Below are 24,078 nucleotides of genomic sequence, written 5' to 3'. Positions count from 1 at the left end.
CAATGGGTCCGTCAAGGGGTCGTTGTCCCCGTCGGCATTGTGGTCCTCCACGGTGTCCAGGATACCGTCGTTGTCGTCATCAAGGTCGACACTGTCCGGTACGCCGTCATCGTCGGTGTCGTCACCGGGACCGTCAGGGTCCAGATAGTCCGGGGTGCCGTCGTCATCGGTGTCGTCGTTTGTGGGGTCGCCGTCATCGTCCGCATCCTCGTCCGGGGTGTCTATACCGTCGCCGTCGTCATCGAAGTCACGGTAGTTAACATCCTCCGTCCCATCGGTGTCCGGCAGGTCGTTGGCCGGGTCGTCGATCTCGTCGTTCACATCATAGCCATCGTTGACATCACTGCCCTCGTAGCCGTCGTCCAGCCCGTCGTTGTCAGTGTCCGTGCCCGTGAAGGCCTGGTCCGGTACGCCATCGAAGTTGAAGTCGTTCCCCTCGTTGTTGTCGGCCACCAGATCGTTGTCACTGTCATCGTCCAAATAATCTGGCAAATCGGTTCCATCTGTGTTTTCTGGTGTTATTCCTTCATCTCCACTTCCTTCGTATGCATTGTCCAAACCATCATTATCATCATCCAAACCAGATGGAGGTACATATCCTGCAGTAGTCTGACCCTCCACATTGTCTGGAATTCCGTCGTTGTCGGAATCTATGTCTCTAAAATCCTTGATACCATCATCATCCGAATCTGTCGGGTCCAGACCGCCAGTGAAACCACAACTTTCTTCACAAGGTCCTAGGGTATCTCCATGATCCAAATGGGCTTGGACCGCGGCAGGAGCTACACTTATTGTATGATATCCTTTTTTAGGATTTTTGTAGCTTTTATCTTCTTTATGGCATAATACAACCTTGTCGCCTCCTTTGTAGTGACTTTCTTTTCCATTATAGTTGCATTTGTCATCACCAAGTTCCTCATAGGCATCATCCAATCCATTTTCATTCACATCTTTGCCAGAGCGCGCAATAAACTCATCAAAGAATTGAGCTTCTACATTATCCAAAATCCCATCATTGTCAGAGTCAATGTCCTTATAATCTTGCTGGGTATCTCCATCCGTATCTATCGGTAGCAGTCCGTTGCAACTCCCGGGAGTTTCTTCATAAGCATCATCCAGTCCATTCTTATCTTTGTCCTCACATGAGGGTGGAATATATCCATGGGAAGTTTGAGCTTCAATGTTATCAATTATTCCATCATCATCAGAATCAATATCCAAGTAGTTAGGAATTCCATCTCCATCGGTATCCGTAGGATTTGTCCAATAGCAATCATCGCCGTCAAGATTTTCATCCTCCTCGGTATCGATAATCCCATCATTGTCGGAATCTACATCTTTTTTATCAGGAATGCCATCACCATCAGTATCGGTGTAGGAAGGTCGTATTTCTTCCAAAACGGATGCATGTAAGGTGGTATTAAAACATAGACAAAATGCAAGGAATAGTAGTGAAAAAAGACTATATGAAACCTTTTCCTTAAGATATAAGAAAGTAATTTTTTCCATAATGACAGTTTTGGTCAACTAATCACCATGGCATGAGTGTTCTCGAACGTGTAAGAAAATGGGGCTTTTCTTAATTTTTAGTGGTTTTCTCTTGTTACATCCCGACCACCATTTGCGCACATAGTTAGTGCATTTAGGATGCACTACCTATTTTAATCGACAAAAAGCGTTTTCCTCGTCATTACCTACCATTATTATTTATACGAACCATGTTGTAAAATGGATTATCGTCGCATAAAAAACAAGAAAATTCACTGTGCGAAAATTACTCTACTTTTTTGTTTTTACGGCAATTAATTTCCTTTTTTTTGCACCAATACCATCAACATTTACATAGCGTTTTCAATATGCATTCAAAAAGAGATAATTACGTTATTTTTGCCGAAATTTTGTAGATGGATTTTGATAAGGAAATAGCAAGACGAAGGACTTTTGGGATTATTTCACACCCTGATGCAGGGAAGACTACGTTAACTGAAAAACTACTATTATTCGGAGGTGCTATCCAAGAAGCTGGTGCAGTAAAAAACAACAAAATCAAGAAATCCGCCACTAGTGACTTTATGGAAATTGAACGTCAACGTGGAATTTCCGTAGCCACTTCTGTTCTTGCCTTTATATATAATGATAAAAAAATCAACATTCTAGATACTCCTGGTCACAAGGACTTTGCCGAGGACACTTTTAGAACGCTGACTGCCGTAGATAGTGTGATCGTTGTTATAGATGTGGCGAAAGGTGTTGAGGAGCAAACTGAAAAATTAGTGGAGGTTTGCCGTATGCGAAATATTCCCATGATCGTATTCATCAACAAATTGGACCGGGAAGGTAAAGATGCCTTTGATTTATTGGATGAGGTAGAACAAAAACTTGGGCTTTCGGTAACTCCTTTAAGCTTTCCGATCGGAATGGGCTACGATTTTAAGGGGATTTACAATATTTACGAGAAAAACATCAATCTGTTCAGTGGGAACAGCAAGCAAAATATCGAAGATACCATTGCTTTTGATAATATCGAAAATCCTGAACTTGAAAACATCATTGGTGAGGGCTCTGCCGCGGAGCTTCGCGATAATTTGGAGTTGGTTACAGGAGTCTATCCTGAATTTGACAAAACATCCTATCTCAATGGGACACAACAACCCGTTTTTTTCGGTTCAGCGCTCAATAATTTTGGTGTAAGGGAATTGTTGGATTGTTTTGTGGATATTGCCCCTTCCCCTAGGGCAAAAATGGCCGAGGAGCGCGTTGTAGCAGCTGACGAAAAAGATTTTTCGGGATTTGTTTTTAAAATCCATGCAAACATGGATCCAAAGCATCGGGACCGCTTGGCTTTTATTAAAATTGTGTCTGGAACTTTTGAACGAAACAAGCCCTATTTGCATGTAAGGCATGACAAAAAGCTTAAGTTCTCCAGTCCCAATGCCTTTTTCGCCGAGAAAAAGGAAATTGTAGACATTTCCTATCCTGGTGATATCGTGGGACTCCATGACACGGGAAATTTTAAAATCGGGGATACTTTGACCAGCGGTGAAAAATTGAATTATAGAGGTATTCCGAGTTTTTCTCCAGAGCACTTCAGGTATATTAACAATGCCGACCCGATGAAAGCCAAGCAACTTTATAAGGGCATCGACCAACTTATGGATGAAGGTGTTGCCCAGTTGTTTACATTGGAAATGAATGGACGAAAAGTAATCGGAACTGTTGGCGCATTGCAATACGAAGTGATTCAATATCGGTTGGAACATGAATACGGTGCTAAATGCACGTATGAAAACTTCCCTGTACATAAAGCGTGCTGGGTAGAGGCAGAGGAACCCAACGGTGAAGAATTCAAGGAATTTAAGCGGGTAAAGCAAAAATTCTTGGCTACCGATAAACGCGGGCAAATGGTATTTTTAGCCGATTCTGCATTTTCACTTCAAATGACACAACAGAAATATCCTTCGGTAAAACTACGCTTTACCTCAGAGATCACGGAATAGGTTTCTAATGGCTAACCGATTGAAAACAAGGTAGATTTCCACTTTTTTTGTACTTTATACCTTGTAATCACTAAATAACCATTATTATGACTGATTCAAACAAACCACCAGTTTGGTTCTGGGTGGTAAGCGTTCTTGCACTATTATGGAATATTATGGGAGTGTTATCCTATTTATCCCAAGCTTACATGAGTATCGAAGAACTAGAGCAAATGACCCAAGCCCAACGGGAGCTTTTTGAAGGTCAACCTGCTTGGGTGACCGCAGCATTTGCCATCGCTGTTTTTGGAGGAACCTTGGGTTGTATAGCCCTGTTGTTAAGGAAAAAATGGGCCAAACCGGTATTTGTAGTTTCCTTGCTGGGCATTCTTGCCCAATTTACTTATGGACTGTTTTTAAGCAACACCATTGAAGTATATGGAAACCAAGCCATTATTATGCCCATCATAATTATTGTGGTAGGAGTATTGTTGATTCTATTTGCAAAAAAAGGCATCCAAAAAGGATGGCTGAGCTGATAATTGGCAAAACATGAAATAACAAAAAACCTGACAATGAATTGTCAGGTTTTGTTTTTTATGCCTCCCCGGTAGGTCCAAAATTCATGGGTATGGGGGGTTGTTCATAGTCCTTGATGGTGCCATGTGCCTTTTCAAATCTTGCAACGTTGTCGTTCAAAGCCTTTAAGAATTTCTTAGCGTGTTGTGGCGTCAAAACAATCCTACTTTTTACTTTAGCCTTTGGCGCTCCGGGCATCATGCTAATAAAATCAACCACAAATTCTGACACGGAGTGGTTTATGATCGCCAAATTGGAATAAATTCCTTCTGCTGTTTTTTCGTCCAGCTCTATATTGATTTGCTTTTGATTTTTATCGTTTTCAGCCATTATATGTTTCTATTTAAATAAAAAAGAAAACCCTGACGATTGCCAGGGTTTAATTATTAGAATTTGAATTCCTCTTTTCGGGCCATGATTTCATCGTATTCTTCTTTTGATCCTACGATGATGCTATCATAATCCCTCATACCGGTACCGGCAGGAATCTTGTGTCCAACAATAACGTTTTCCTTCAATCCTTCCAAGGTATCAACTTTACCACTCACCGCGGCCTCATTCAATACTTTAGTAGTTTCCTGGAACGACGCTGCCGAGATGAACGATTTTGTCTGAAGCGAAGCTCTAGTAATACCTTGCAAAATTGGAGTTGCTGTTGCAGCAACGGCATCCCTAGCGGTTACCAAAGTTTTGTCTTCCCTACGCAAAATCGAATTCTCATCCCTTAATGCTCTTGCAGAAATAATCTGTCCGGGCTTAAGGTTTTCGGAATCACCTGCATCTTCAACAACTTTCTGTCCGAAAATCTCATCGTTCTCGCGGATGAAATCATCTTTATGTACCAACTGGTTCTCCAAGAATGTGGTGTCACCAGAATCCTCAATACGTACTTTACGCATCATTTGACGTACAACAACCTCAAAGTGCTTATCATTGATTTTCACACCTTGCAAGCGGTATACTTCTTGAACTTCGTTCACCAAATATTGCTGAACAGCTGATGGTCCCTTAATGGCCAAGATATCTTCTGGAGTAATAGATCCATCAGATAACGGCATACCAGCACGTACATAATCGTTCTCCTGTACCAAAATCTGGTTGGACAGTTTCACCAAGTATTTCTTGATTTCACCTATTTTGGATTCGATGATAATCTCACGGTTACCACGCTTGATTTTTCCGAACGAAACCACACCGTCTATTTCAGATACAACAGCTGGGTTGGAAGGGTTACGTGCTTCGAAAAGCTCGGTTACCCTTGGAAGACCACCTGTAATATCCCCTGCTTTAGCAGACTTACGTGGAATCTTAACCAAGATCTTACCTTCTTTGATCTTCTCGCCGTCGTCCACCATAATATGGGAACCAACAGGTAAGTTGTATGAACGCAAAGTTTCTCCTTTACCATCTTTGATCAACAAAGTTGGAATCAACTTCTTGTTTCTAGATTCAGAAATTACCTTTTCTTGGAAACCTGTCTGTTCGTCAATTTCCACTTGGTATGTAACTCCTTGCTCAATATTCTCGTAAGCGATTTGTCCAGTGAATTCGGAAACTATAACTCCGTTATATGGATCCCACTGGCAAATAACAGTTCCTGGTTTGATTTTGGCCCCATTCTTTACAAATAATTGGGAACCATAAGGAATGTTATTCGTACTTAAGGTAATACCTGTATTGGCATCCACTACCTTAATCTCGGAAGTTCTAGAGATTACAATGTTAGCCTTTTCGCCTTCACTGTTTTCTCCAACAACGGTTCTAAGATCTTCTATTTCAGCTACACCTTCGAATTTTGCTTCAAGCTTGTTATCCTCAGAAATGTTACCTGCAATACCACCCACGTGGAACGTACGCAAGGTCAACTGGGTTCCAGGCTCACCAATGGACTGTGCTGCAACAACACCAACAGCTTCACCTCGCTGAACCATTTTATTGGTCGCCAAGTTTCTACCGTAACATTTTGCACAAATTCCTTTTGGAGCCTCACAAGTCAATGCAGAACGTACTTCAATCTTCTCGATTGGCGCAGCTTCAACCTTTTTGACATCGGCTTCGGAAATTTCCTGACCTGCAGCCAATATCAATTCTTCATTCAATGGATTGTATACATCGTGAAGCGAAACCCTACCTAGGATTCTTTCTCCAAGAGTTTCAACTATTTCTTCGTTTTTCTTCAACGCTGATACTTCAATACCTCTTAACGTACCACAATCATCAATGTTGATAATCACATCTTGAGAAACATCCACCAAACGTCTTGTCAAGTAACCAGCATCCGCAGTTTTCAATGCGGTATCCGCTAGACCCTTACGAGCACCGTGAGTGGAAATAAAGTATTCCAAAATCGATAGTCCTTCCTTAAAGTTGGAAAGAATCGGGTTTTCAATAATCTCACCACCTCCGGCAGTCGACTTTTTCGGCTTAGCCATCAGACCCCGCATACCGGTCAACTGACGAATCTGTTCTTTAGATCCCCTTGCACCGGAATCCAACATCATATATACCGAGTTGAATCCTTGCTTGTCTTCACGAATTCGCTTCATGGCCAATTCGGTCAACATGGCGTTGGTAGAAGTCCAAACATCAATAACCTGATTGTATCTTTCGTTATTGGTGATAAGTCCCATGTTATAGTTCATCATAATGCCATCAACCTGCTCATTGGCATCGTTGATCATATCATGCTTCTCAGGTGGAATAATAATATCACCTAAACTGAAGGACAAACCTCCTTTAAAGGCAAAATCGTATCCCATGGATTTTATCTTATCCAAGAATTCCGCTGTTGTGGGCACATCGGTAACAGCTAGAATATCCCCGATAATATTCCTTAGGGACTTCTTGTTCAAAACTGTATTGATGTATCCAGCTTGTTCCGGTACAACGCTGTTGAACAAAACACGTCCAGTGGTAGTCTCAATAATTTGGTTTACCAGCTCACCTTCTTCATTAAAATCCTTCGCTCTAACCTTTATACCAGCATTAAGCTCTACTTTTCCTTCGTTGAAAGCAATCTCTACTTCTTCCGCAGAATAGAAAGTCAATCCTTCACCCAATACAGGTTCTTCTTTGGTAGATTTCTTCTCTTTGGTCATGTAGTATAGTCCCAGAACCATATCCTGTGATGGAACGGTAATAGGAGAACCGTTGGCAGGGTTCAGGATATTCTGAGAAGCCAACATCAATAATTGAGCTTCCAAAATCGCTTCTGGTCCCAATGGCAAGTGAACTGCCATCTGGTCACCATCGAAGTCAGCGTTAAATGCCGTACACGCCAATGGGTGCAAACGGATTGCCTTACCTTCAATCAATTTTGGCTGGAATGCCTGAATACCTAACCTGTGCAGTGTGGGGGCCCGGTTCAATAATACTGGATGTCCTTTAAGAACATTCTCCAGGATATCCCAAACTACTGGTTCTTTTTTATCAATGATTTTCTTAGCCGATTTCACCGTCTTTACAATACCTCTTTCAATCAATTTTCTGATTACAAAAGGTTTGTATAGCTCAGCGGCCATATCTTTTGGCAGACCACATTCATACAATTTCATTTCAGGTCCAACCACAATTACGGAACGAGCAGAATAATCCACACGTTTACCTAATAGGTTCTGACGGAAACGACCTTGCTTACCTTTCAAGGAATCAGAAAGGGATTTTAATGGTCTGTTCGATTCTGTTTTTACAGCAGAAGCCTTTCTCGTGTTATCGAAAAGTGAATCCACTGCTTCTTGAAGCATACGTTTTTCGTTTCTCAAGATTACCTCAGGGGCTTTGATTTCCATCAAACGCTTCAAACGGTTGTTTCGGATGATAACCCTACGGTACAGGTCATTCAAATCTGAAGTTGCGAAACGACCTCCATCCAATGGAACCAACGGACGCAATTCTGGTGGAATTACAGGAACCACCTTCATAATCATCCATTCTGGTCTGTTTTCCCTATTGTCTTGAGACTCACGAAGTGCTTCAACAACCTGAAGTCTTTTTAATGCTTCTGTCTTACGTTGTTTGGAAGTCTCAGTATTTGCCTTGTGTCTAAGACTATATGAAAGTTCTTCCAAATCAATTCGAGCCAATAGATCGATCAAACACTCAGCCCCCATCTTGGCGATGAACTTGTTTGGATCAGTATCTTCCAAATATTGGTTCTCACTTGGAAGTGTCTCCAAGATGTTCAAGTATTCCTCTTCGGTCAAGAAATCCATTTTGTTGATTTCCTCACCTTCAGGACCTTTGGCTTCACCTGGTTGAATGACCACATATCTTTCATAATAAATGATCATATCCAATTTCTTGGAAGGTAATCCCAATAGGTATCCTATTTTATTTGGAAGTGAACGGAAGTACCAGATGTGCGCAACAGGAACCACAAGGTTAATGTGCCCCACACGATCTCTACGTACTTTTTTCTCCGTTACCTCAACACCACAACGGTCACAAACGATACCGCGATAACGGATACGCTTGTATTTTCCACAGGCACATTCGTAATCCTTTACAGGGCCGAATATACGCTCACAGAACAATCCATCGCGCTCAGGCTTGTGGGTTCTGTAGTTAATGGTCTCAGGTTTTAAAACCTCCCCTCTTGACTCTGCCAATATAGACTCTGGAGAAGCCAATCCGATGGAAATTTTATCAAACCTTTTTGGTGCGTTATTATCTTTTATTCTAGCCATAATACTATGGAGATGATATGATTAAAAATGCTTATACTTTATACTATTCTTCCAATCTGATATCCAAGCCCAATCCCTTAAGCTCGTGCATCAATACGTTGAAAGATTCTGGTAATCCAGGTTCTGGCATGGTCTCACCTTTTACAATGGACTCATAAGTTTTAGCCCTACCGATTACATCATCGGACTTTACTGTCAAAATCTCACGTAAAGTAGATGAAGCTCCGTAGGCCTCCAATGCCCAAACCTCCATCTCACCAAAACGCTGACCACCGAACTGGGCCTTACCACCCAATGGTTGCTGTGTGATCAGTGAGTATGGTCCAATGGATCTGGCGTGCATCTTATCGTCTACCATGTGACCTAGTTTCAACATGTAAATAACACCTACTGTTGCAGCTTGGTCGAATCGTTGTCCTGTACCTCCGTCATACAAATGGGTGTGTCCGAATCTTGGTACACCAGCTTCATCGGTAAATCCGTTGATTTGCTCCAATGTAGCCCCATCAAAAATTGGAGTTCCGTATTTTTTGCCCAATTTCAAACCTGCCCAACCAAGCACAGTTTCGTAAATCTGACCAATGTTCATACGGGAAGGTACCCCAAGTGGGTTCAACACGATGTCCACAGGAGTTCCATCTTCCAAGAAAGGCATATCTTCTTGACGAACGATTCGTGCAACGATACCTTTGTTACCGTGACGACCAGCCATTTTATCACCAACCTTTAGCTTACGCTTTTTGGCAATATATACCTTGGCCAATTTCATGATACCTGCAGGAAGCTCATCTCCAACAGAGATGGTGAACTTGTCCCTTCTTAGGTTTCCTTGAATGTCGTTCAACTTGATTTTGTAGTTGTGCAACAAATCGGCAACCAAAGCATTGGTCTTGTCATCGGTAGTCCAGCTTCCGCCAACCAAGTGGGCAAAATCATCAACGGCATTCAACATTTTGATGGTGTATTTCTTTCCTTTTGGAAGTACTTCTTCACCCAAATCATTGATTACACCTTGTGATGTCTTACCATTGATCAATCCAAAGAGTTTCTCAATAAGAACATCTTTCAATTGCTGGAATTTCACCTCATAATCCATCTCCAATCTGGTGATGGCTTCTTTGTCCTCAGAGCGCTTGCGCTTATCCTTTATGGAACGAGAGAACAATTTTTTATCAATCACAACACCTCTTAATGAAGGTGAAGCTTTCAATGATGCATCTTTTACATCACCTGCTTTATCACCAAAGATGGCTCGAAGTAATTTTTCTTCTGGTGTAGGGTCAGATTCACCCTTAGGTGTAATCTTACCGATCAAAATATCGCCAGGTTTAACTTCTGCACCGATACGGATCATACCGTATTCATCCAAATCCTTGGTAGCCTCTTCGGAAACGTTTGGAATATCGTTGGTCAACTCCTCAGCACCCAATTTTGTATCCCTTACTTCCAAGGCATACTCATCAATATGGATGGATGTGAAAATATCTTCGCGAACCACTTTTTCAGAAATCACGATAGCATCCTCGAAGTTGTATCCTTTCCATGGCATAAATGCCACTTTCATGTTTCTACCCAATGCCAACTCTCCTTTTTGAGTTGCATATCCTTCACAAAGTACTTGACCTTTTTTGACCTTATCGCCTTTTTGAACAATAGGTTTAAGGTTGATACTGGTACCTTGGTTGGTCTTTCTAAACTTTACCAATTCGTACGTCTTGGAATCTTCCTCGAAGCTTACCAAACGCTCCTCTTCAGATCTTGTGTACTTGATCGTGATTTTTTGGGCATCAACATATTCAACTACACCATCACCTTCCGCGTTGATCAATACCCTAGAATCGGTTGCAACCTGTCTTTCCAAGCCAGTACCCACGATTGGCGATTCTGGTCGAAGCAATGGAACGGCCTGACGCATCATGTTCGATCCCATCAATGCACGGTTCGCATCATCATGCTCCAAGAATGGAATCAAGGAAGCGGAAATAGAAGCAATCTGGTTAGGGGCAACGTCGGTATAGTTTACCTCCGATGGGTCAACAACCGGGAAATCGCCTTCTTCACGTGCAATTACCTTATCCTCTTCAATTTTCCCTTTGTCATCCATTGGAATGTTTGCCTGGGAAATCTTCATTCCTTCCTCTTCCTCAGCACTCAAATAGATAGACTCCTTAGTATTTACAACACCATTTTCTACCTTGCGGTAAGGTGTTTCCAAGAAGCCCATTGGGTTGACCTTGGCAAATACTGATAGTGAAGAAATCAAACCAATGTTTGGTCCTTCAGGAGTTTCAATCGGACAAAGTCTTCCGTAGTGCGTATAGTGAACGTCACGAACCTCGAAACCTGCTCTTTCACGGGAAAGACCACCTGGTCCGAGTGCGGACAACCTTCTTTTGTGTGTAATCTCTGCCAATGGATTGGTTTGATCCATAAACTGAGAAAGCTGGTTTGTACCGAAGAAAGAGTTGATCACGGAAGACAATGTCTTTGCGTTGATCAAATCAATCGGGGTAAATACCTCGTTGTCACGAACGTTCATACGTTCGCGGATGGTACGGGCCATACGGGCCAAACCAACACCAAACTGTTGTGACAACTGCTCACCTACGGTTCTAACACGTCGGTTTGACAAGTGATCGATATCATCAATCTCCGCTTTGGAGTTGATCAACTCGATCAAGTATTTGATTATGGTGATGATATCTTCCTTGGTCAAAACCTGTTTGTCCATTCCGATATCAAGACCCAATTTCTTGTTCATTCTGTAACGACCAACTTCACCTAGGTTGTAACGTTGATCTGAGAAGAACAATTTGTCAATAATACCACGAGCTGTCTCTTCATCTGGCGGCTCAGCATTACGCAACTGTCTGTAGATATGCTCTACCGCTTCTTTTTCGGAGTTGGTAGGATCCTTTTGCAATGTATTGTGAATAATTGCATAATCAGACTGCGCATTGTTTTCTTTATGAAGCAAAATAGTCTTCACATCGGCATCGATGATCTCATCCACGTGCTCTTTTTCAAGAACGGTATCACGATCCAGGATGATCTCATTACGCTCGATGGAAACCACCTCACCAGTATCTTCATCAACAAAATCCTCGTGCCAAGTGTTCAATACCCTTGCTGCAAGTTTTCGTCCCAATACTTTTTTCAAACCGGCTTTAGAAACCTTTACTTCTTCAGAAAGGTCAAAGATTTCCAAAATATCCTTATCCCTTTCAAATCCGATGGCACGGAAAAGCGTGGTTACCGGTAATTTTTTCTTTCTATCAATGTAAGCGTACATCACCCCATTGATATCTGTAGCGAATTCTATCCAAGATCCCTTAAATGGAATTACCCTGGCAGAATACAATTTTGTACCGTTTGCGTGGAAAGATTGTCCAAAGAAAACCCCTGGAGATCTGTGCAACTGGGAAACAACAACCCTCTCGGCTCCATTTATTACGAAAGTCCCACTTGGGGTCATGTAAGGAATGGTACCTAGGTAAACATCCTGTACGATGGTCTCAAAGTCTTCGTGTTCTGGATCGGTACAGTATAATTTTAATCGCGCCTTTAACGGAACGCTGTACGTAAGTCCACGCTCAATACATTCTTGGATGGAATATCTTGGTGGATCTATAAAATAGTCTAGAAATTCGAGTACAAACTGGTTTCTAGTATCTGTAATGGGAAAATTTTCCATGAAGGTATTGTAGAGACCTTCATTTCCTCTTTCGTCAGATTTTGTTTCAAGTTGAAAAAAGTCTTGAAAAGATTTAATCTGAATGTCCAAGAAATCCGGGTATTCCGGTATGTTCTTAGCGGATGCGAAATTTACTCTTTCAGTAGTGTTTGTGAACATCAATGGACAAATTTTGATCGTGAAATATTACTGTGGGTGGTGTATGACTTTATACACTCCTATTAAATAGGCTAAGGCCTAACCATTATAATGGAAAGACCTTAACCAAATTTGTATGGTAAAAGCTATTATTTAAGCTCAACTTCTGCTCCAGCTTCTTCCAATGATTTTTTGATACCTTCTGCCTCATCTTTGGCAACACCTTCCTTAACAGCTTTAGGAGCGCTGTCAACGATGTCTTTAGCATCTTTCAATCCAAGACCGGTCAACTCTTTTACAAGTTTAACAACAGCCAACTTGGAACCACCTGCAGCTTTAAGGATTACATCAAATTCTGATTTTTCCTCAGCAGCTTCACCTTCACCACCACCAGCAGCAGCGCCACCAGCAACAGCTACTGCAGCAGCAGCAGGCTCAATACCGTATTCTTCTTTTAATATGTCGGCCAACTCGTTTACCTCTTTTACTGTTAGGTTAACCAACTGTTCTGCAAAATCTTTTAAATCTGCCATTTTTCTATCGTTTAAATAAAATTTTTAAAATATACTTAGTTTATTGTGCGCGAATTATTCTTTCTCAGATAATGTTTTAAGGATACCGGCCAGTTTGCCACCACCAGACTTAAGTCCAGAAATAACATTCTTGGCTGGAGATTGCAACAATCCGATGATATCCCCAATAACTTCCTCTTTGGACTTGATATTAACAAGTGCCTCAAGGTTTTCATCCCCTACAAAGATTGCCTCTTCGATAAAGGCTCCTTTTAGTAAAGGTCTATCTGATTTTTTTCTGAAATTCTTGATAAGTTTCGCTGGTGCGTTCCCGGTTTCGGACAACATCAAAGATGTATTTCCTTTTAGCACATCGGGAAGTTCACCGAATTCCTTATCAGAAGCTTCCATTGCTTTTGCAAGCAAGGTATTCTTAACGACCGCTAGTTTAATGTTTGCCTTAAAACAAGCTCTTCTTAAATTAGAAGTGGTTGTAGCATCCAATCCTGATATATCCGCCAAATAAATATTGGTGTTATCAGCTAACTGTGCAGTCAAATCTTCTATTACGGTTGCTTTTTCTTCTCTAGTCATAATTAAAATATTGAGCTACCAGTTACGAAACTGCTTTTGGATCTAATTGAACACTAGGACTCATAGTACTTGACATGTAGATGCTTTTCATATAAACACCTTTTGCGGCCGCAGGTTTCATTTTCACCAAAGTCTCTATCAATTCCTTGGCGTTGCCTGCGATCTTATCTGCAGAAAAGGAAGCTTTTCCTATTGCAGCATGTACAATTCCTGTTTTGTCTACTTTAAAGTCGATCTTACCAGCTTTCACATCGGATACTGCTTTAGCAACATCCATGGTTACTGTACCGGTTTTTGGATTGGGCATTAAACCTCTTGGTCCCAAAACTCTACCTAAAGGACCTAGTTTACCCATTACGCTTGGCATAGTGATGATTACATCAACATCTGTCCAACCGCCTTTGATTTTATCCAAATATTCGTCCAACCCAACAAAGTCAGCCCCTGCTTCTTTTGCTTCTGCTTCTTTGTCTGGAGTCACCAATGCCAAAACTTTCACGTCCTTACCTGTTCCATGAGGAAGGGTAACAACACCACGCACCATTTGGTTTGCTTTTCGCGGATCTACACCCAAACGAACTGCAAGGTCAATGGAAGCGTCAAACTTTACATTGGTTATTTCTTTTACCAAAGCTGATGCTTCATCCAAAGAGTACAATTTGTTCTTGTCAATTTTGGAATTAGCGTCTTTTTGCTTTTTAGTCAATCTTGCCATTATTAAATTGCTTTAAGATTTTAAAAAGGTCTTTTACCGGCCACTTTAAGTCCCATGGAACGAGCAGTACCCGCAACCATACTCATTGCAGATTCTACGGTGAAAGCATTCAAATCGACCATTTTGTCTTCAGCGATTGCTTTTACCTGATCCCATGATACTGAACCAGATTTAACCCTGTTAGGTTCGCCAGATCCTTTTTTAATCTTAGCTGCTTCCATCAATTGAACTGCCGCGGGTGGTGTTTTTACAACAAACTCGAAAGATTTGTCTTTGTAAACGGTGATAACAACAGGTAAAACTTTACCTGGTTTGTCCTGTGTACGCGCGTTAAACTGCTTACAGAACTCCATGATGTTAACACCAGCAGCACCTAAGGCGGGTCCAACCGGTGGCGATGGGTTCGCAGCACCTCCCCTAACTTGTAATTTAACTACCTTATCTACTTCTTTTGCCATTGTTTTTAATTAAAATGAAAGTGTGTCAATTGGAAGCAACACAACTTTTATATATGTAACAGCTCTATTATTCTTCAGTTTTTCAGAAATCAGACCTCTAACATCAGACTTCTGATTATACTTTTTCAACTTGCATATAGCTTAGTTCCAATGGTGTTTTTCTACCGAAAATTTTCACCATTACTTCTAGCTTACGCTTTTCTTCATTGATTTTCTCAACAGTTCCATTGAATCCGTTGAAAGGACCATCAATAACCTTTACGGTTTCGCCCAACACAAATGGAATGGCCACATTGTCTGTATTTACAGCCAGCTCATCCACTTTTCCAAGCATACGGTTCACCTCTGATTTCCTTAAAGGAACAGGATCACCTCCTTTGGTTTCACCCAAGAAGCCAATCACGTTGGTAATGGAGCGAATAATATGCACCATTTCTCCACCCAAATTGGCCTTTATCATAATATATCCTGGAAAGTAAACCCTTTCTTTATTGATTTTCTTTCCATTACGGATCTGTACAACTTTCTCTGTAGGGACAAGGACTTCCTCGAGGTAATCACCAAAACCGTTGCGCTCCACCTCACTTTCAATGTAGCCCTTGATTTTGTTCTCTTGACCACTAACAGCCCTTACTACATACCATTTTTTCTCCAGAACCTCAGACATATCCTTCTACCCTATTACGTTATCAAAGTACAATCGAATCAGTCTGCTGAAAAGGGAATCAACCCCCCAAGTAGCCAAGGCGAAAAGAATAGAAAAAACGGCTACAACAACCATAAGGTTGGAGGCGTTTTCCCTGTTCAACCAGGTAACGTTGTTCTTTAATTCTTCAAATGATTCCTTTATGTACGTGAACATAGTATTATTGTATTTCTCTGCACGGGAGGAGAGACTCGAACTCCCGACACCTGGTTTTGGAGACCAGTGCTCTACCAACTGAGCTACACCCGTTTATATTTACACTGAAAGGTATTCCGCATAAAACGGAACACCCTTTAGTGCAATACTTTATTGTAAAATGATTAATCTAAAATCTCGGTAACCTGACCAGCACCTACTGTTCTACCACCTTCACGGATAGCGAAACGCAGACCTACGCTCAATGCGATTGGCTGAATCAAATCAACGTTGATAGTCAAGTTATCACCAGGCATTACCATTTCAACTCCATCAGGAAGACCAATGTTTCCAGTCACGTCAGTTGTACGTACGTAGAACTGTGGACGGTAGTTGTTGTGGAATGGCGTGTGACGACCACCTTCTTCTTTTTTAAGGATATACACCTCAGCTTTGAATTTAGCGTGCGGCTTAACGGAACCTGGCTTACAGATTACCATACCTCTTTTGATATCGGATTTTTCAATACCTCTCAAAAGGATACCTACGTTGTCACCAGCTTCACCTCTATCCAAAATCTTACGGAACATCTCAACACCAGTAATTGTGGAAGTCAATTTCTCAGCACCCATACCGATGATATCAACAGCATCACCTGTGTTGGCAACACCAGTTTCGATACGACCTGTAGCAACAGTACCACGACCAGTAATGGTGAATACATCTTCAACGGGCATCAAGAAATCCTTATCAACATCTCTTTTTGGAAGCTCGATCCACTCATCAACAGCAGCCATCAACTCCATTACAGTATCTACCCATTTTTGCTCACCGTTAAGTGCGCCAAGAGCAGAACCAGAGATAACAGGTCCATTGTCACCATCGTACTCGTAAAAAGAAAGCAATTCTCTTACTTCCATTTCAACAAGCTCCAAAAGTTCTTCATCATCGACCATGTCAACTTTGTTCAAGAAAACAACGATTCTTGGAATACCAACCTGACGTCCAAGAAGGATGTGCTCACGAGTTTGTGGCATAGGTCCATCAGTTGCCGCAACAACCAAGATAGCGCCGTCCATCTGAGCAGCACCTGTAACCATGTTCTTTACGTAATCCGCGTGACCTGGACAGTCAACGTGAGCGTAGTGACGGTTTTCAGTTTGATACTCTACGTGAGACGTATTAATTGTAATACCTCTTTCTTTTTCTTCAGGAGCATTATCAATAGAATCAAAGCTTCTTAGCTCTGACAAACCTGCATTAGCCAATACAGTAGTAATAGCAGCAGTCAATGTGGTTTTACCATGATCTACGTGTCCAATAGTACCAATATTTAAGTGCGGTTTGGAACGATCAAAAGTTTCCTTTGCCATTTTAAATAATTTTAATCTTAGTTTATATTAGTGTACAAATCGTTTTGAGCCAATGACGGGATTTGAACCCGTGACCTCTTCCTTACCAAGGAAACGCTCTACCCCTGAGCTACACCGGCGTAAAGTGTTGAATCAACTCCTCTAAAATTCCTTTAAAGGAAGAGATTCCTGCCTTCGCAGGAATGACAATCTTGTCGTTTAGAGCGGGAGACCGGGTTCGAACCGGCGACATTCAGCTTGGAAGGCTGACGCTCTACCAACTGAGCTACTCCCGCATTTTTTATTGGGCAATGCCCATAATGATTTCAATATTTCAAAAAAACCTTTCCACATTGGTCGTTTCGCTAACAACCGTTTGTGGGGAGAGCAGGATTCGAACCTGCGAAGGTAAAAACCAACAGATTTACAGTCTGTCCTCGTTGGCCGCTTGAGTATCTCCCCGCCTTATTTTCAATATGTTACGAGCCGATGGAGGGACTCGAACCCACGACCTGCTGATTACAAATCAGCTGCTCTAGCCAGCTGAGCTACATCGGCAATTTATGGCCTTTTTTCCATAAAAAAAGCCCGCTATTTCTAACGGACTGCAAATGTATATATTTATTTTTTTAATCAAAACAAATTTTCAAAAATTTTAATCAGGCTTTTGCCCTCAGTTTTTCTTTCTTTTTTACCAACTGTCTTTCCAGTGAACTACAGGCCGAATCGATAGCTTCTTCAAAAGTTTTACATTGCTTTTTTACTATGAACTTATCTCGTGGGACAAGTACCTTTATTTCAACTATCTTATTTTCTTTTGCACTTGTATTATCGACCTTTAAATATACATCCGAACCAATGACCTGGTCATAGAACACCTCCAATTTATCCATTCGCTTCTGGATAAAATCCATAAGCTTACCATCAGCTACAAAATTTACCGATTGTGCATTTACCTTCATAAGATTTTAGTTTTTAGGACTACCTTCTGGCAGACCAGTTATACAATTAAAGGAATTTGGTTATTCCTTACTTCTTGGATGGGCCTTTGAGTGAACCTTTTTTAGTTCGGCTATACTATTGTGTGTGTACACTTGGGTGGATGCCAAACTGGAATGACCCAACAGCTCTTTCACAGCGTTCAAATCAGCTCCCCTATTAAGCAGATGCGTCGCAAAGGTATGCCTTAGTATATGAGGACTCTTTTTTACCTTAGGGGATACCAAACTAAAATACTTATTTATAGTACGATAAACAAGTGTTTCATAAATTTTAAGTCCTCCTTTTGTTAAAAATAGATAAGAAGAATCCACCGTTTTTTCCACCTCCTTTCTAAGGTTCAAATAGGTACCAAGCACTTCGGTTGTGGAAGGAAGAAGCGGAAGTATACGCTCCTTATTTCTTTTTCCCAATACTTTTAGGGTTTTATTGGTACTGTTGTAATCAGTTAACTTAAGGTTTACCAATTCCGTTCTGCGCATTCCGGTCGCATACAACAACTCAATAATAAGCTTGTCCCTCACACCCTCAAAATCTTCCTGAAACGGGATTTCCGAAAGTATGGTTTCCATTTCTTGTTCTGAAAATGGCACTTCTACCTTTTGTTCCGTTTTTAGTGCTTTATGCTTTGCCAAAGGTGAAATGGTTATCTGCTGAATCTTTTGCAAAAATCGATAATAGGCTCGGAGCGAAGAGATTTTTCTATTGACCGTTCTGTTGGACACACCACCCTCTACCAATGAAACAATCCAACTTCGTATTATGGTGTATTCCACATTATCTATAGATCGAAGCTCAAAAACTTGCAGCACATACTCCGAAAATGCGCGCAGATCCTTTTCATAGGCCATTATGGTATGCTGGGAGTAATTCTTTTCAAATTTTAAATATGATATGAAAGCATCCAAGGACATGTATTCAAAGTTACCCAAATAAGCCAAAGAAATGCAACAAAAAAATCCCACTCCTAAGGGAACGGGATTCTTATTTTGTTTGTGGCAAAGACCTAAATTTCTTCTTGATCTCTAAGTCCTTGTATATATTGAGCTTTCTGAATCTCAGCTCTACGTTTTACAGAAGGTTTTGTAAACTGCTGCCTTTTTCTCAACTGGCGCATTGTACCTGTCTTATCAAACTTTCGCTTGAAACGCTTTAAAGCTCTATCGATGTTTTCTCCTTCTTTTACTGGTATTATTAACATGGGCTACAACCTCCTCTCTTTTAGATTTTGGAGTGCAAATATACAAGTATTAATTAGTAATGGACAAATTACTTTAAGATATTTCTTGAAATAACCACTTTTTGAATTTCTGTGGTTCCTTCTCCTATGGTACAAAGCTTGGCATCCCTATAGAATTTTTCCACGGGGAAATCTTTTGTGTATCCATATCCACCATGAATCTGCACGGCCTCATTGGCAACTTTTACACAGACCTCGGAGGCATACATCTTACTCATCGCTCCCAATTTGGTCACGGGACGACCCTCATTTTTCAGGAAAGCAGCTTTATGCAACAATAATTCTGCAGCTTCAATTTCTGTAGCCATGTCGGCCAACTTAAAGGAAATGCCTTGAAACTGACTTATGGGCTTTCCGAATTGGACACGTTCTTTGGAATATTTAAGCGCAGCTTCATAAGCGCCCTTAGCAACCCCCAAAGACAATGCACCTATAGATATGCGACCACCATCCAAAACTTTCATGGATTGAATAAATCCTTCGCCTATTTCCCCTAAACGATTTTCATCAGGGATTCTACAATCTGAAAAAATAAGCTCAGCCGTTTCACTGGCCCTCATTCCCAATTTATCTTCCTTTTTACCACTTGAAAATCCAGGGGTTCCTTTTTCAACTGCAAAAGCGGTCATGCCCCGACTATCTCCTTTTTCTCCTGTCCGCGCAATCACTACTGCAATATCACCACTCTTTCCATGGGTTATAAAGTTTTTGGCACCGTTCAAAATCCAGTCGTCACCATCTTTCACGGCCGTAGTATTCATACCGCCGGCATCTGATCCCGTATTGTGCTCCGTTAAACCCCAGGCACCCAACCATTCAGCTGTGGCCAATTTTGGTATCCAACGTTGTTTCTGCTCCTCATTCCCAAAGGACAGGATGTGGTTAGTACATAAAGAATTGTGCGCAGCCACCGAAAGGCCAATGGCCGGGTCCACTTTTGAAATTTCTTCCAATATGGCAACGTACTCATGATACCCAAGTCCGGAACCTCCCAATTCTTCAGGAACCAAAACTCCCATAAATCCCATTTCACCAGCTTTCTTAAAAACTTCGATAGGAAATGTCTGCGATTCATCCCATTCCATTACGTGTGGGAAAATATATTGCTGCGCAAACTCTTTTGCCGATTCAGCTACCATTTTTTGGGTCTCTGAATAATCGAAGTTCATCGTGGACAAAGTATCCGTAATCATTTAGTCTAGTTTTATAAGGTCAAATATAACTTAATTCTATCTATTTTGTTTATCGGAAAGCCATTTAGGTTAAACAATTCTTCAAATGACTCAATATTACCCTTTTCATTTCTCAAAGTCACAATTTTATCTGCAACCTTTCTATTTATATAGATTAAACGGGAAATTTCCTCAGCTGTTGCGGTATTTATGTTGATTTTCTCCACCTTAGGTGGATTTAGCACTTTGAACCTCTTCAATGTGCGATTTACCACCTCTTGTTCCAATCCATACACGTCATACAATTGTTCATCGACCAGGAATCCGCCTAACCTATCCCTAAACTTAACAATGCGGACAGAAAGCTTTTCCCCTATCCCATAAATCATTCGCAGCTCTTCTGCCGTTGCCAAATTCAAGTCCTTAAGACTCCCAATATCTTCTGAGCCTTTCCGAGGGTGCAAACCTAAGTCATCTTTTCCATCTTTTTTGGTCCATTTTGGAAAAGTAAAGAGCGGAGAGATTTTTGAGAGCAGAGCATCTGATATTTTGGTAACTTTTTGAAACTCTTTAGCAGAGTTTACGAATCTTCCATTTTTCCTGTAAGCAAACAATCTGTCCAATTCTTCTGGGGACATTCCCAAAGTATAACCTTTATAGTCCGTGATATAATTTGGATTGAAAGGAAACAACTTGGCGTGCTCTTGTTCAAGTGCCAAAAGTCGAAGACTATCCAGTTCGGATTGCATTACGGTATCGACAACGACTTTGGTCTCGCCCTTAAATGGTTTTGCCTTGATATAAAAATACACTCCTTGAAGTATGACAATAAGAAGGAGCAAAAAGAAAATCCCACTCCGTTCTTGCTTAGTGAACCTAAAGTGGGATTTGAACTTATTCAATATTTGAATTATTTGCTCTTAACAAACTTCTTGATATCGGTAAGGTACTTGTCCATCTCCTCTCTTACTCTAGGGAACAAGAACAACAATCCAATCATATTTGGGAATACCAAGGCCAAAATCATGGCATCTGAGAACTTAATTACAGCATCCAATGTAGCACCAGCTCCAATTATCACAAACAATAGGAACATTACTTTATAAACAATATCAGCTGTCCTTCCTCTTCCAAAAAGATATTTCCAAGATTGCAATCCGTAATAAGACCATGAAATCATGGTAGAAAAGGCAAAGAGAATAATTGCAATGGTCAACACATATCTAAATCCAGGAATTACCGAGTCGTACGCCATTGAGGTCAAATCAACCCCTCCAACATAAGCTCCAGATTCGTTAAGCAATACGGTGCTGCCAACAGCATTTCCATAGTCAAAAGCACCAACATCCATATTGAAGAAAATAATTACCAATGCGGTCATCGTACATATCACCACGGTATCAATGAACGGCTCCAACAGGGCAACTACACCCTCACTTGCCGGATATTTTGTTTTTACCGCGGAGTGGGCAATTGCCGCAGAACCCGCACCAGCTTCATTTGAGAAGGCTGCTCTTTGAAAACCAACGATGATCACCCCAACGATACCTCCAAGTCCGGCTGCAGGTGTAAAAGCTCCACCAATGATCATTCCGAAGGCATCTCCAATATATTCGATATTCGCAAAAATGATGACCAAGGAAGCCAAAACATACACTCCGGCCATAAAAGGAACTATTTTCTCCGTTACACTGGCGATCTTCTTGATACCTCCAATAATCACGATTCCCACCAAAATAGCCAAAACAACTCCAATGATGACCCCAGTGGCGCCACCTTCAAGACTCAACATAGTTGAAAGCTGAACAGCAGCTTGGTTGGATTGAAATGCATTACCACCTCCAAAAGAGGCCCCAACACATAAAATAGCAAAAATCACCGCCAAGACTTTTCCAAGCCCTTTGAATCCTCTTTCCTTTAATCCTTTTGAGAGGTAGTACATAGGTCCTCCGTAAACAGTTCCATCCGGCCCTACGTCTCTATATTTTACACCCAAGGTGCATTCTACAAATTTGGTCGACATACCTATCAATCCACAAACTATCATCCAAAACGTTGCTCCTGGTCCCCCTAAGGCAATAGCGACGGCGACACCAGCAATGTTTCCAAGACCCACAGTTCCAGAAACTGCAGTTGCAAGAGCCTGAAAATGGCTCACTTCTCCTTCTTTGCTTTCATCTTTTATCGTTCCAGGAACATCCCCATCAACAATATTCAGTTCTGTTTTCTCAGCGCTATGGTGATCTAGCTCATCATATTTACCTCTGACCGTATTGATGGCCAAACCAAATTTCGTGATGTTGGGAAATTTGAATCTTATTGTAAAAAATGTTGCTCCAATTATTAAAAGAATTAAAACTACCGGTAGGTTATATCCACCAACTGAAATTGGAGTCAAGACAAAACCTTCCCACCATGTAGCAAATGGCATAAAGGCATCATTCACTCTTTCGTCCAAGCCTTTTTCTTGGGCACTTGATATGATAGGAAACAATAGTGTAATTAACGCAAGAAGTCTATACTTCATAATGTTTTATTTGGTTATGTTAATTTGATGTATGGCGGGCAATATCCTAAAAAAATTCAACGGAATCAAATTTAAAAGTTATAAAACTATCCTATTTGAAACATTTGGTTGAGTTTTTTTATCTGTTCAGGTCTTCCTAAAACGATGACTTTTCCTTTGGGTTCCAGTACCAAATCCGCCTCTGGGTTTATGATATAATTTCCATCAGGTTCTATATAACCGATAATGGTACAGCCCGTTCTTTTTCGCAAATCCAAATCGCGAAGTGAATTGCAATCTATTTGATCTGTAAAATCCTCAATCTCGACTTCTTCGAGGTTAGTGGTATTTTCCCCTTCGACGGACAATTTGTTTATAAATGTCACCAAGTCGGGCATTACAACCAGCGAAGCCATGTAGTCCCCTCCTATTTTGTCGGGCATGATCACTTTATCGGCGCCTGCAAGTTGAAGTTTGGACTGTGAAGTAACTTGCGACGCTCTGGTAATTATAAAGAGTTTTTTGTTCAGCTGACGCGCCGAAAGCACAATGAAAAGATTGGCAGCATCATCCGGCACCGCAGTAATCAGATATTGGGCGCGCTCAATTCCCGCGGACAGTAAGGTTTCATCCTCATTGGCATCTCCTTCTACAAACAAGACCTCATTTTCGTAACGCTCTATGATTTCTCTGTCCTTTTCAACTACCACGAAGGGTCTTTTGTAGGCCTTCAATTTTTCGGCTGCCTGCATTCCATTTCTTCCATATCCACACACAACGACATGGTTGGACAAACTGTCAATTTTTTTCTTCACTTTCTTCTTTTTTAAAATCTGGAGTGAATTGCGCCCCAATAAATATTCCGTAATGACCGAAATGGCAAAACCGAAAATAAAAACACTGGTAACAATTAAAAATACGGTAAAAATCTTTGCATTGGCATCAAGCGGTTTTACTTCAGAAAAACCAACCGTAGTCACGGTAATAATGGTCATGTAAATGGCCTCGATCCACGAGAAATCGGAAAGCAGCTTGTAACCAACCACACCAATCGTTAAAACGAGAAGCATTAAACTTAGGGCCCATACTATTTTTGAACGCAATAGTCTAATCATAA

19 protein-coding genes, 5 tRNA genes and 1 pseudogene are annotated in these 24,078 nt (G+C 41.1%); 2 read left to right on the top strand and 23 right to left on the bottom strand.

Going from position 1 to position 24,078, the window contains the following annotated elements; all coding sequences use genetic code 11:
- Positions 1–1,509 (bottom strand): annotated as a pseudogene (locus ACULLH_RS15860) (hypothetical protein); the annotation flags it as partial.
- 395 nt (positions 1,510–1,904) lie between these two features.
- On the opposite strand from ACULLH_RS15860, the gene ACULLH_RS15855 reads away from it, so the two are divergent.
- Positions 1,905–3,497, top strand: a complete 1,593-nt coding sequence (locus ACULLH_RS15855) for a peptide chain release factor 3 (protein ID WP_454089733.1) — start codon at positions 1,905–1,907, stop codon at positions 3,495–3,497.
- A gap of 86 nt (positions 3,498–3,583) precedes the next feature.
- Complete coding sequence (locus tag ACULLH_RS15850) at positions 3,584–4,015, top strand: hypothetical protein (protein WP_454089732.1); 432 nt, start codon at positions 3,584–3,586, stop codon at positions 4,013–4,015.
- 58 nt (positions 4,016–4,073) lie between these two features.
- Here ACULLH_RS15850 and ACULLH_RS15845 read toward each other — a convergent pair whose 3' ends face one another.
- The 22 genes from ACULLH_RS15845 to ACULLH_RS15740 form a co-directional block, all read right to left on the bottom strand.
- A complete protein-coding gene (locus tag ACULLH_RS15845; RefSeq protein WP_420321903.1) occupies positions 4,074–4,385 on the bottom strand; it encodes a DUF3467 domain-containing protein in 312 nt (103 codons plus the stop codon).
- A gap of 56 nt (positions 4,386–4,441) precedes the next feature.
- Positions 4,442–8,740, bottom strand: a complete 4,299-nt coding sequence (rpoC, locus tag ACULLH_RS15840; protein WP_454089731.1) for a DNA-directed RNA polymerase subunit beta' — start codon at positions 8,738–8,740, stop codon at positions 4,442–4,444.
- Between the two features lie 43 nt (positions 8,741–8,783).
- Entirely contained in the window at positions 8,784–12,593 is a 3,810-nt protein-coding gene (gene rpoB, locus ACULLH_RS15835) for a DNA-directed RNA polymerase subunit beta (RefSeq protein ID WP_454089730.1), read from the bottom strand.
- 128 nt (positions 12,594–12,721) lie between these two features.
- Positions 12,722–13,105, bottom strand: a complete 384-nt coding sequence (gene rplL / locus ACULLH_RS15830; protein WP_116185641.1) for a 50S ribosomal protein L7/L12 — start codon at positions 13,103–13,105, stop codon at positions 12,722–12,724.
- A 54-nt stretch (positions 13,106–13,159) separates the two neighbouring features.
- The gene (gene rplJ, locus ACULLH_RS15825) at positions 13,160–13,678 is read right to left on the bottom strand and encodes a 50S ribosomal protein L10 (RefSeq protein WP_454089729.1); all 519 of its coding nucleotides are present in this window, start codon (positions 13,676–13,678) and stop codon (positions 13,160–13,162) included.
- 22 nt (positions 13,679–13,700) lie between these two features.
- A complete protein-coding gene (rplA, locus tag ACULLH_RS15820; protein WP_454089728.1) occupies positions 13,701–14,393 on the bottom strand; it encodes a 50S ribosomal protein L1 in 693 nt (230 codons plus the stop codon).
- 20 nt (positions 14,394–14,413) lie between these two features.
- Positions 14,414–14,851, bottom strand: coding sequence for a 50S ribosomal protein L11 (rplK, locus tag ACULLH_RS15815; protein WP_136466276.1), 438 nt, complete (start codon positions 14,849–14,851; stop codon positions 14,414–14,416).
- A gap of 115 nt (positions 14,852–14,966) precedes the next feature.
- Positions 14,967–15,518 carry a transcription termination/antitermination protein NusG gene (gene nusG / locus ACULLH_RS15810; protein ID WP_249970911.1) on the bottom strand — a complete coding sequence of 184 codons (552 nt, stop codon included), beginning with the start codon at positions 15,516–15,518 and terminating at the stop codon, positions 14,967–14,969.
- Positions 15,519–15,524: 6 nt separating this feature from the next.
- A complete protein-coding gene (gene secE, locus ACULLH_RS15805; protein ID WP_454089727.1) occupies positions 15,525–15,713 on the bottom strand; it encodes a preprotein translocase subunit SecE in 189 nt (62 codons plus the stop codon).
- Between the two features lie 20 nt (positions 15,714–15,733).
- Positions 15,734–15,806: transfer RNA gene (locus tag ACULLH_RS15800), tRNA-Trp, on the bottom strand.
- Between the two features lie 71 nt (positions 15,807–15,877).
- Entirely contained in the window at positions 15,878–17,065 is a 1,188-nt protein-coding gene (gene tuf / locus ACULLH_RS15795; protein ID WP_452126316.1) for an elongation factor Tu, read from the bottom strand.
- 47 nt (positions 17,066–17,112) lie between these two features.
- Positions 17,113–17,184: transfer RNA gene (locus ACULLH_RS15790), tRNA-Thr, on the bottom strand.
- Positions 17,185–17,267: 83 nt separating this feature from the next.
- Positions 17,268–17,340: transfer RNA gene (locus ACULLH_RS15785), tRNA-Gly, on the bottom strand.
- 83 nt (positions 17,341–17,423) lie between these two features.
- Positions 17,424–17,506 (bottom strand) — tRNA-Tyr (locus ACULLH_RS15780).
- Positions 17,507–17,528: 22 nt separating this feature from the next.
- Positions 17,529–17,602: transfer RNA gene (locus tag ACULLH_RS15775), tRNA-Thr, on the bottom strand.
- 101 nt (positions 17,603–17,703) lie between these two features.
- Positions 17,704–18,006 carry a ribosome hibernation-promoting factor, HPF/YfiA family gene (hpf, locus tag ACULLH_RS15770; protein ID WP_454089726.1) on the bottom strand — a complete coding sequence of 101 codons (303 nt, stop codon included), beginning with the start codon at positions 18,004–18,006 and terminating at the stop codon, positions 17,704–17,706.
- A 60-nt stretch (positions 18,007–18,066) separates the two neighbouring features.
- A complete protein-coding gene (locus ACULLH_RS15765; protein ID WP_454089725.1) occupies positions 18,067–18,957 on the bottom strand; it encodes a tyrosine-type recombinase/integrase in 891 nt (296 codons plus the stop codon).
- A 92-nt stretch (positions 18,958–19,049) separates the two neighbouring features.
- A complete protein-coding gene (rpsU, locus tag ACULLH_RS15760; RefSeq protein ID WP_073181465.1) occupies positions 19,050–19,244 on the bottom strand; it encodes a 30S ribosomal protein S21 in 195 nt (64 codons plus the stop codon).
- 68 nt (positions 19,245–19,312) lie between these two features.
- The gene (locus ACULLH_RS15755) at positions 19,313–20,452 is read right to left on the bottom strand and encodes an acyl-CoA dehydrogenase family protein (RefSeq protein WP_454089935.1); all 1,140 of its coding nucleotides are present in this window, start codon (positions 20,450–20,452) and stop codon (positions 19,313–19,315) included.
- A gap of 35 nt (positions 20,453–20,487) precedes the next feature.
- Positions 20,488–21,357: a ComEA family DNA-binding protein gene (locus tag ACULLH_RS15750; RefSeq protein WP_454089724.1), complete on the bottom strand. Its 870-nt coding sequence runs from the start codon at positions 21,355–21,357 to the stop codon at positions 20,488–20,490.
- An 8-nt stretch (positions 21,358–21,365) separates the two neighbouring features.
- On the bottom strand, positions 21,366–22,982 hold the full coding sequence (locus tag ACULLH_RS15745; protein ID WP_454089723.1) for an alanine/glycine:cation symporter family protein: 1,617 nt from the start codon (positions 22,980–22,982) through the stop codon (positions 21,366–21,368).
- An 86-nt stretch (positions 22,983–23,068) separates the two neighbouring features.
- Positions 23,069–24,076 carry a potassium channel family protein gene (locus tag ACULLH_RS15740; RefSeq protein WP_454089722.1) on the bottom strand — a complete coding sequence of 336 codons (1,008 nt, stop codon included), beginning with the start codon at positions 24,074–24,076 and terminating at the stop codon, positions 23,069–23,071.
- Between the last annotated feature and the right edge of the window lie 2 nt (positions 24,077–24,078).

Source organism: Flagellimonas sp. 2504JD4-2, assembly GCF_053642935.1.
Note: the sequence above shows the minus strand (reverse complement) of the source record. Positions and strands in the feature narration are given on the sequence as shown.

What these genes read in the sequence shown, in the direction of transcription:
- ACULLH_RS15855 (WP_454089733.1), top strand. Translation starts at nt 1,905, where the DNA reads ATGGATTTTGATAAGGAAATAGCAAGACGAAGGACTTTTGGGATTATT.
- ACULLH_RS15850 (WP_454089732.1), top strand. Translation starts at nt 3,584, where the DNA reads ATGACTGATTCAAACAAACCACCAGTTTGGTTCTGGGTGGTAAGCGTT.
- ACULLH_RS15845 (WP_420321903.1), bottom strand. Translation starts at nt 4,385, where the DNA reads ATGGCTGAAAACGATAAAAATCAAAAGCAAATCAATATAGAGCTGGAC.
- rpoC (WP_454089731.1), bottom strand. Translation starts at nt 8,740, where the DNA reads ATGGCTAGAATAAAAGATAATAACGCACCAAAAAGGTTTGATAAAATT.
- rpoB (WP_454089730.1), bottom strand. Translation starts at nt 12,593, where the DNA reads ATGTTCACAAACACTACTGAAAGAGTAAATTTCGCATCCGCTAAGAAC.
- rplL (WP_116185641.1), bottom strand. Translation starts at nt 13,105, where the DNA reads ATGGCAGATTTAAAAGATTTTGCAGAACAGTTGGTTAACCTAACAGTA.
- rplJ (WP_454089729.1), bottom strand. Translation starts at nt 13,678, where the DNA reads ATGACTAGAGAAGAAAAAGCAACCGTAATAGAAGATTTGACTGCACAG.
- rplA (WP_454089728.1), bottom strand. Translation starts at nt 14,393, where the DNA reads ATGGCAAGATTGACTAAAAAGCAAAAAGACGCTAATTCCAAAATTGAC.
- rplK (WP_136466276.1), bottom strand. Translation starts at nt 14,851, where the DNA reads ATGGCAAAAGAAGTAGATAAGGTAGTTAAATTACAAGTTAGGGGAGGT.
- nusG (WP_249970911.1), bottom strand. Translation starts at nt 15,518, where the DNA reads ATGTCTGAGGTTCTGGAGAAAAAATGGTATGTAGTAAGGGCTGTTAGT.
- secE (WP_454089727.1), bottom strand. Translation starts at nt 15,713, where the DNA reads ATGTTCACGTACATAAAGGAATCATTTGAAGAATTAAAGAACAACGTT.
- tuf (WP_452126316.1), bottom strand. Translation starts at nt 17,065, where the DNA reads ATGGCAAAGGAAACTTTTGATCGTTCCAAACCGCACTTAAATATTGGT.
- hpf (WP_454089726.1), bottom strand. Translation starts at nt 18,006, where the DNA reads ATGAAGGTAAATGCACAATCGGTAAATTTTGTAGCTGATGGTAAGCTT.
- ACULLH_RS15765 (WP_454089725.1), bottom strand. Translation starts at nt 18,957, where the DNA reads ATGTCCTTGGATGCTTTCATATCATATTTAAAATTTGAAAAGAATTAC.
- rpsU (WP_073181465.1), bottom strand. Translation starts at nt 19,244, where the DNA reads ATGTTAATAATACCAGTAAAAGAAGGAGAAAACATCGATAGAGCTTTA.
- ACULLH_RS15755 (WP_454089935.1), bottom strand. Translation starts at nt 20,452, where the DNA reads ATGAACTTCGATTATTCAGAGACCCAAAAAATGGTAGCTGAATCGGCA.
- ACULLH_RS15745 (WP_454089723.1), bottom strand. Translation starts at nt 22,982, where the DNA reads ATGAAGTATAGACTTCTTGCGTTAATTACACTATTGTTTCCTATCATA.
- ACULLH_RS15740 (WP_454089722.1), bottom strand. Translation starts at nt 24,076, where the DNA reads ATGATTAGACTATTGCGTTCAAAAATAGTATGGGCCCTAAGTTTAATG.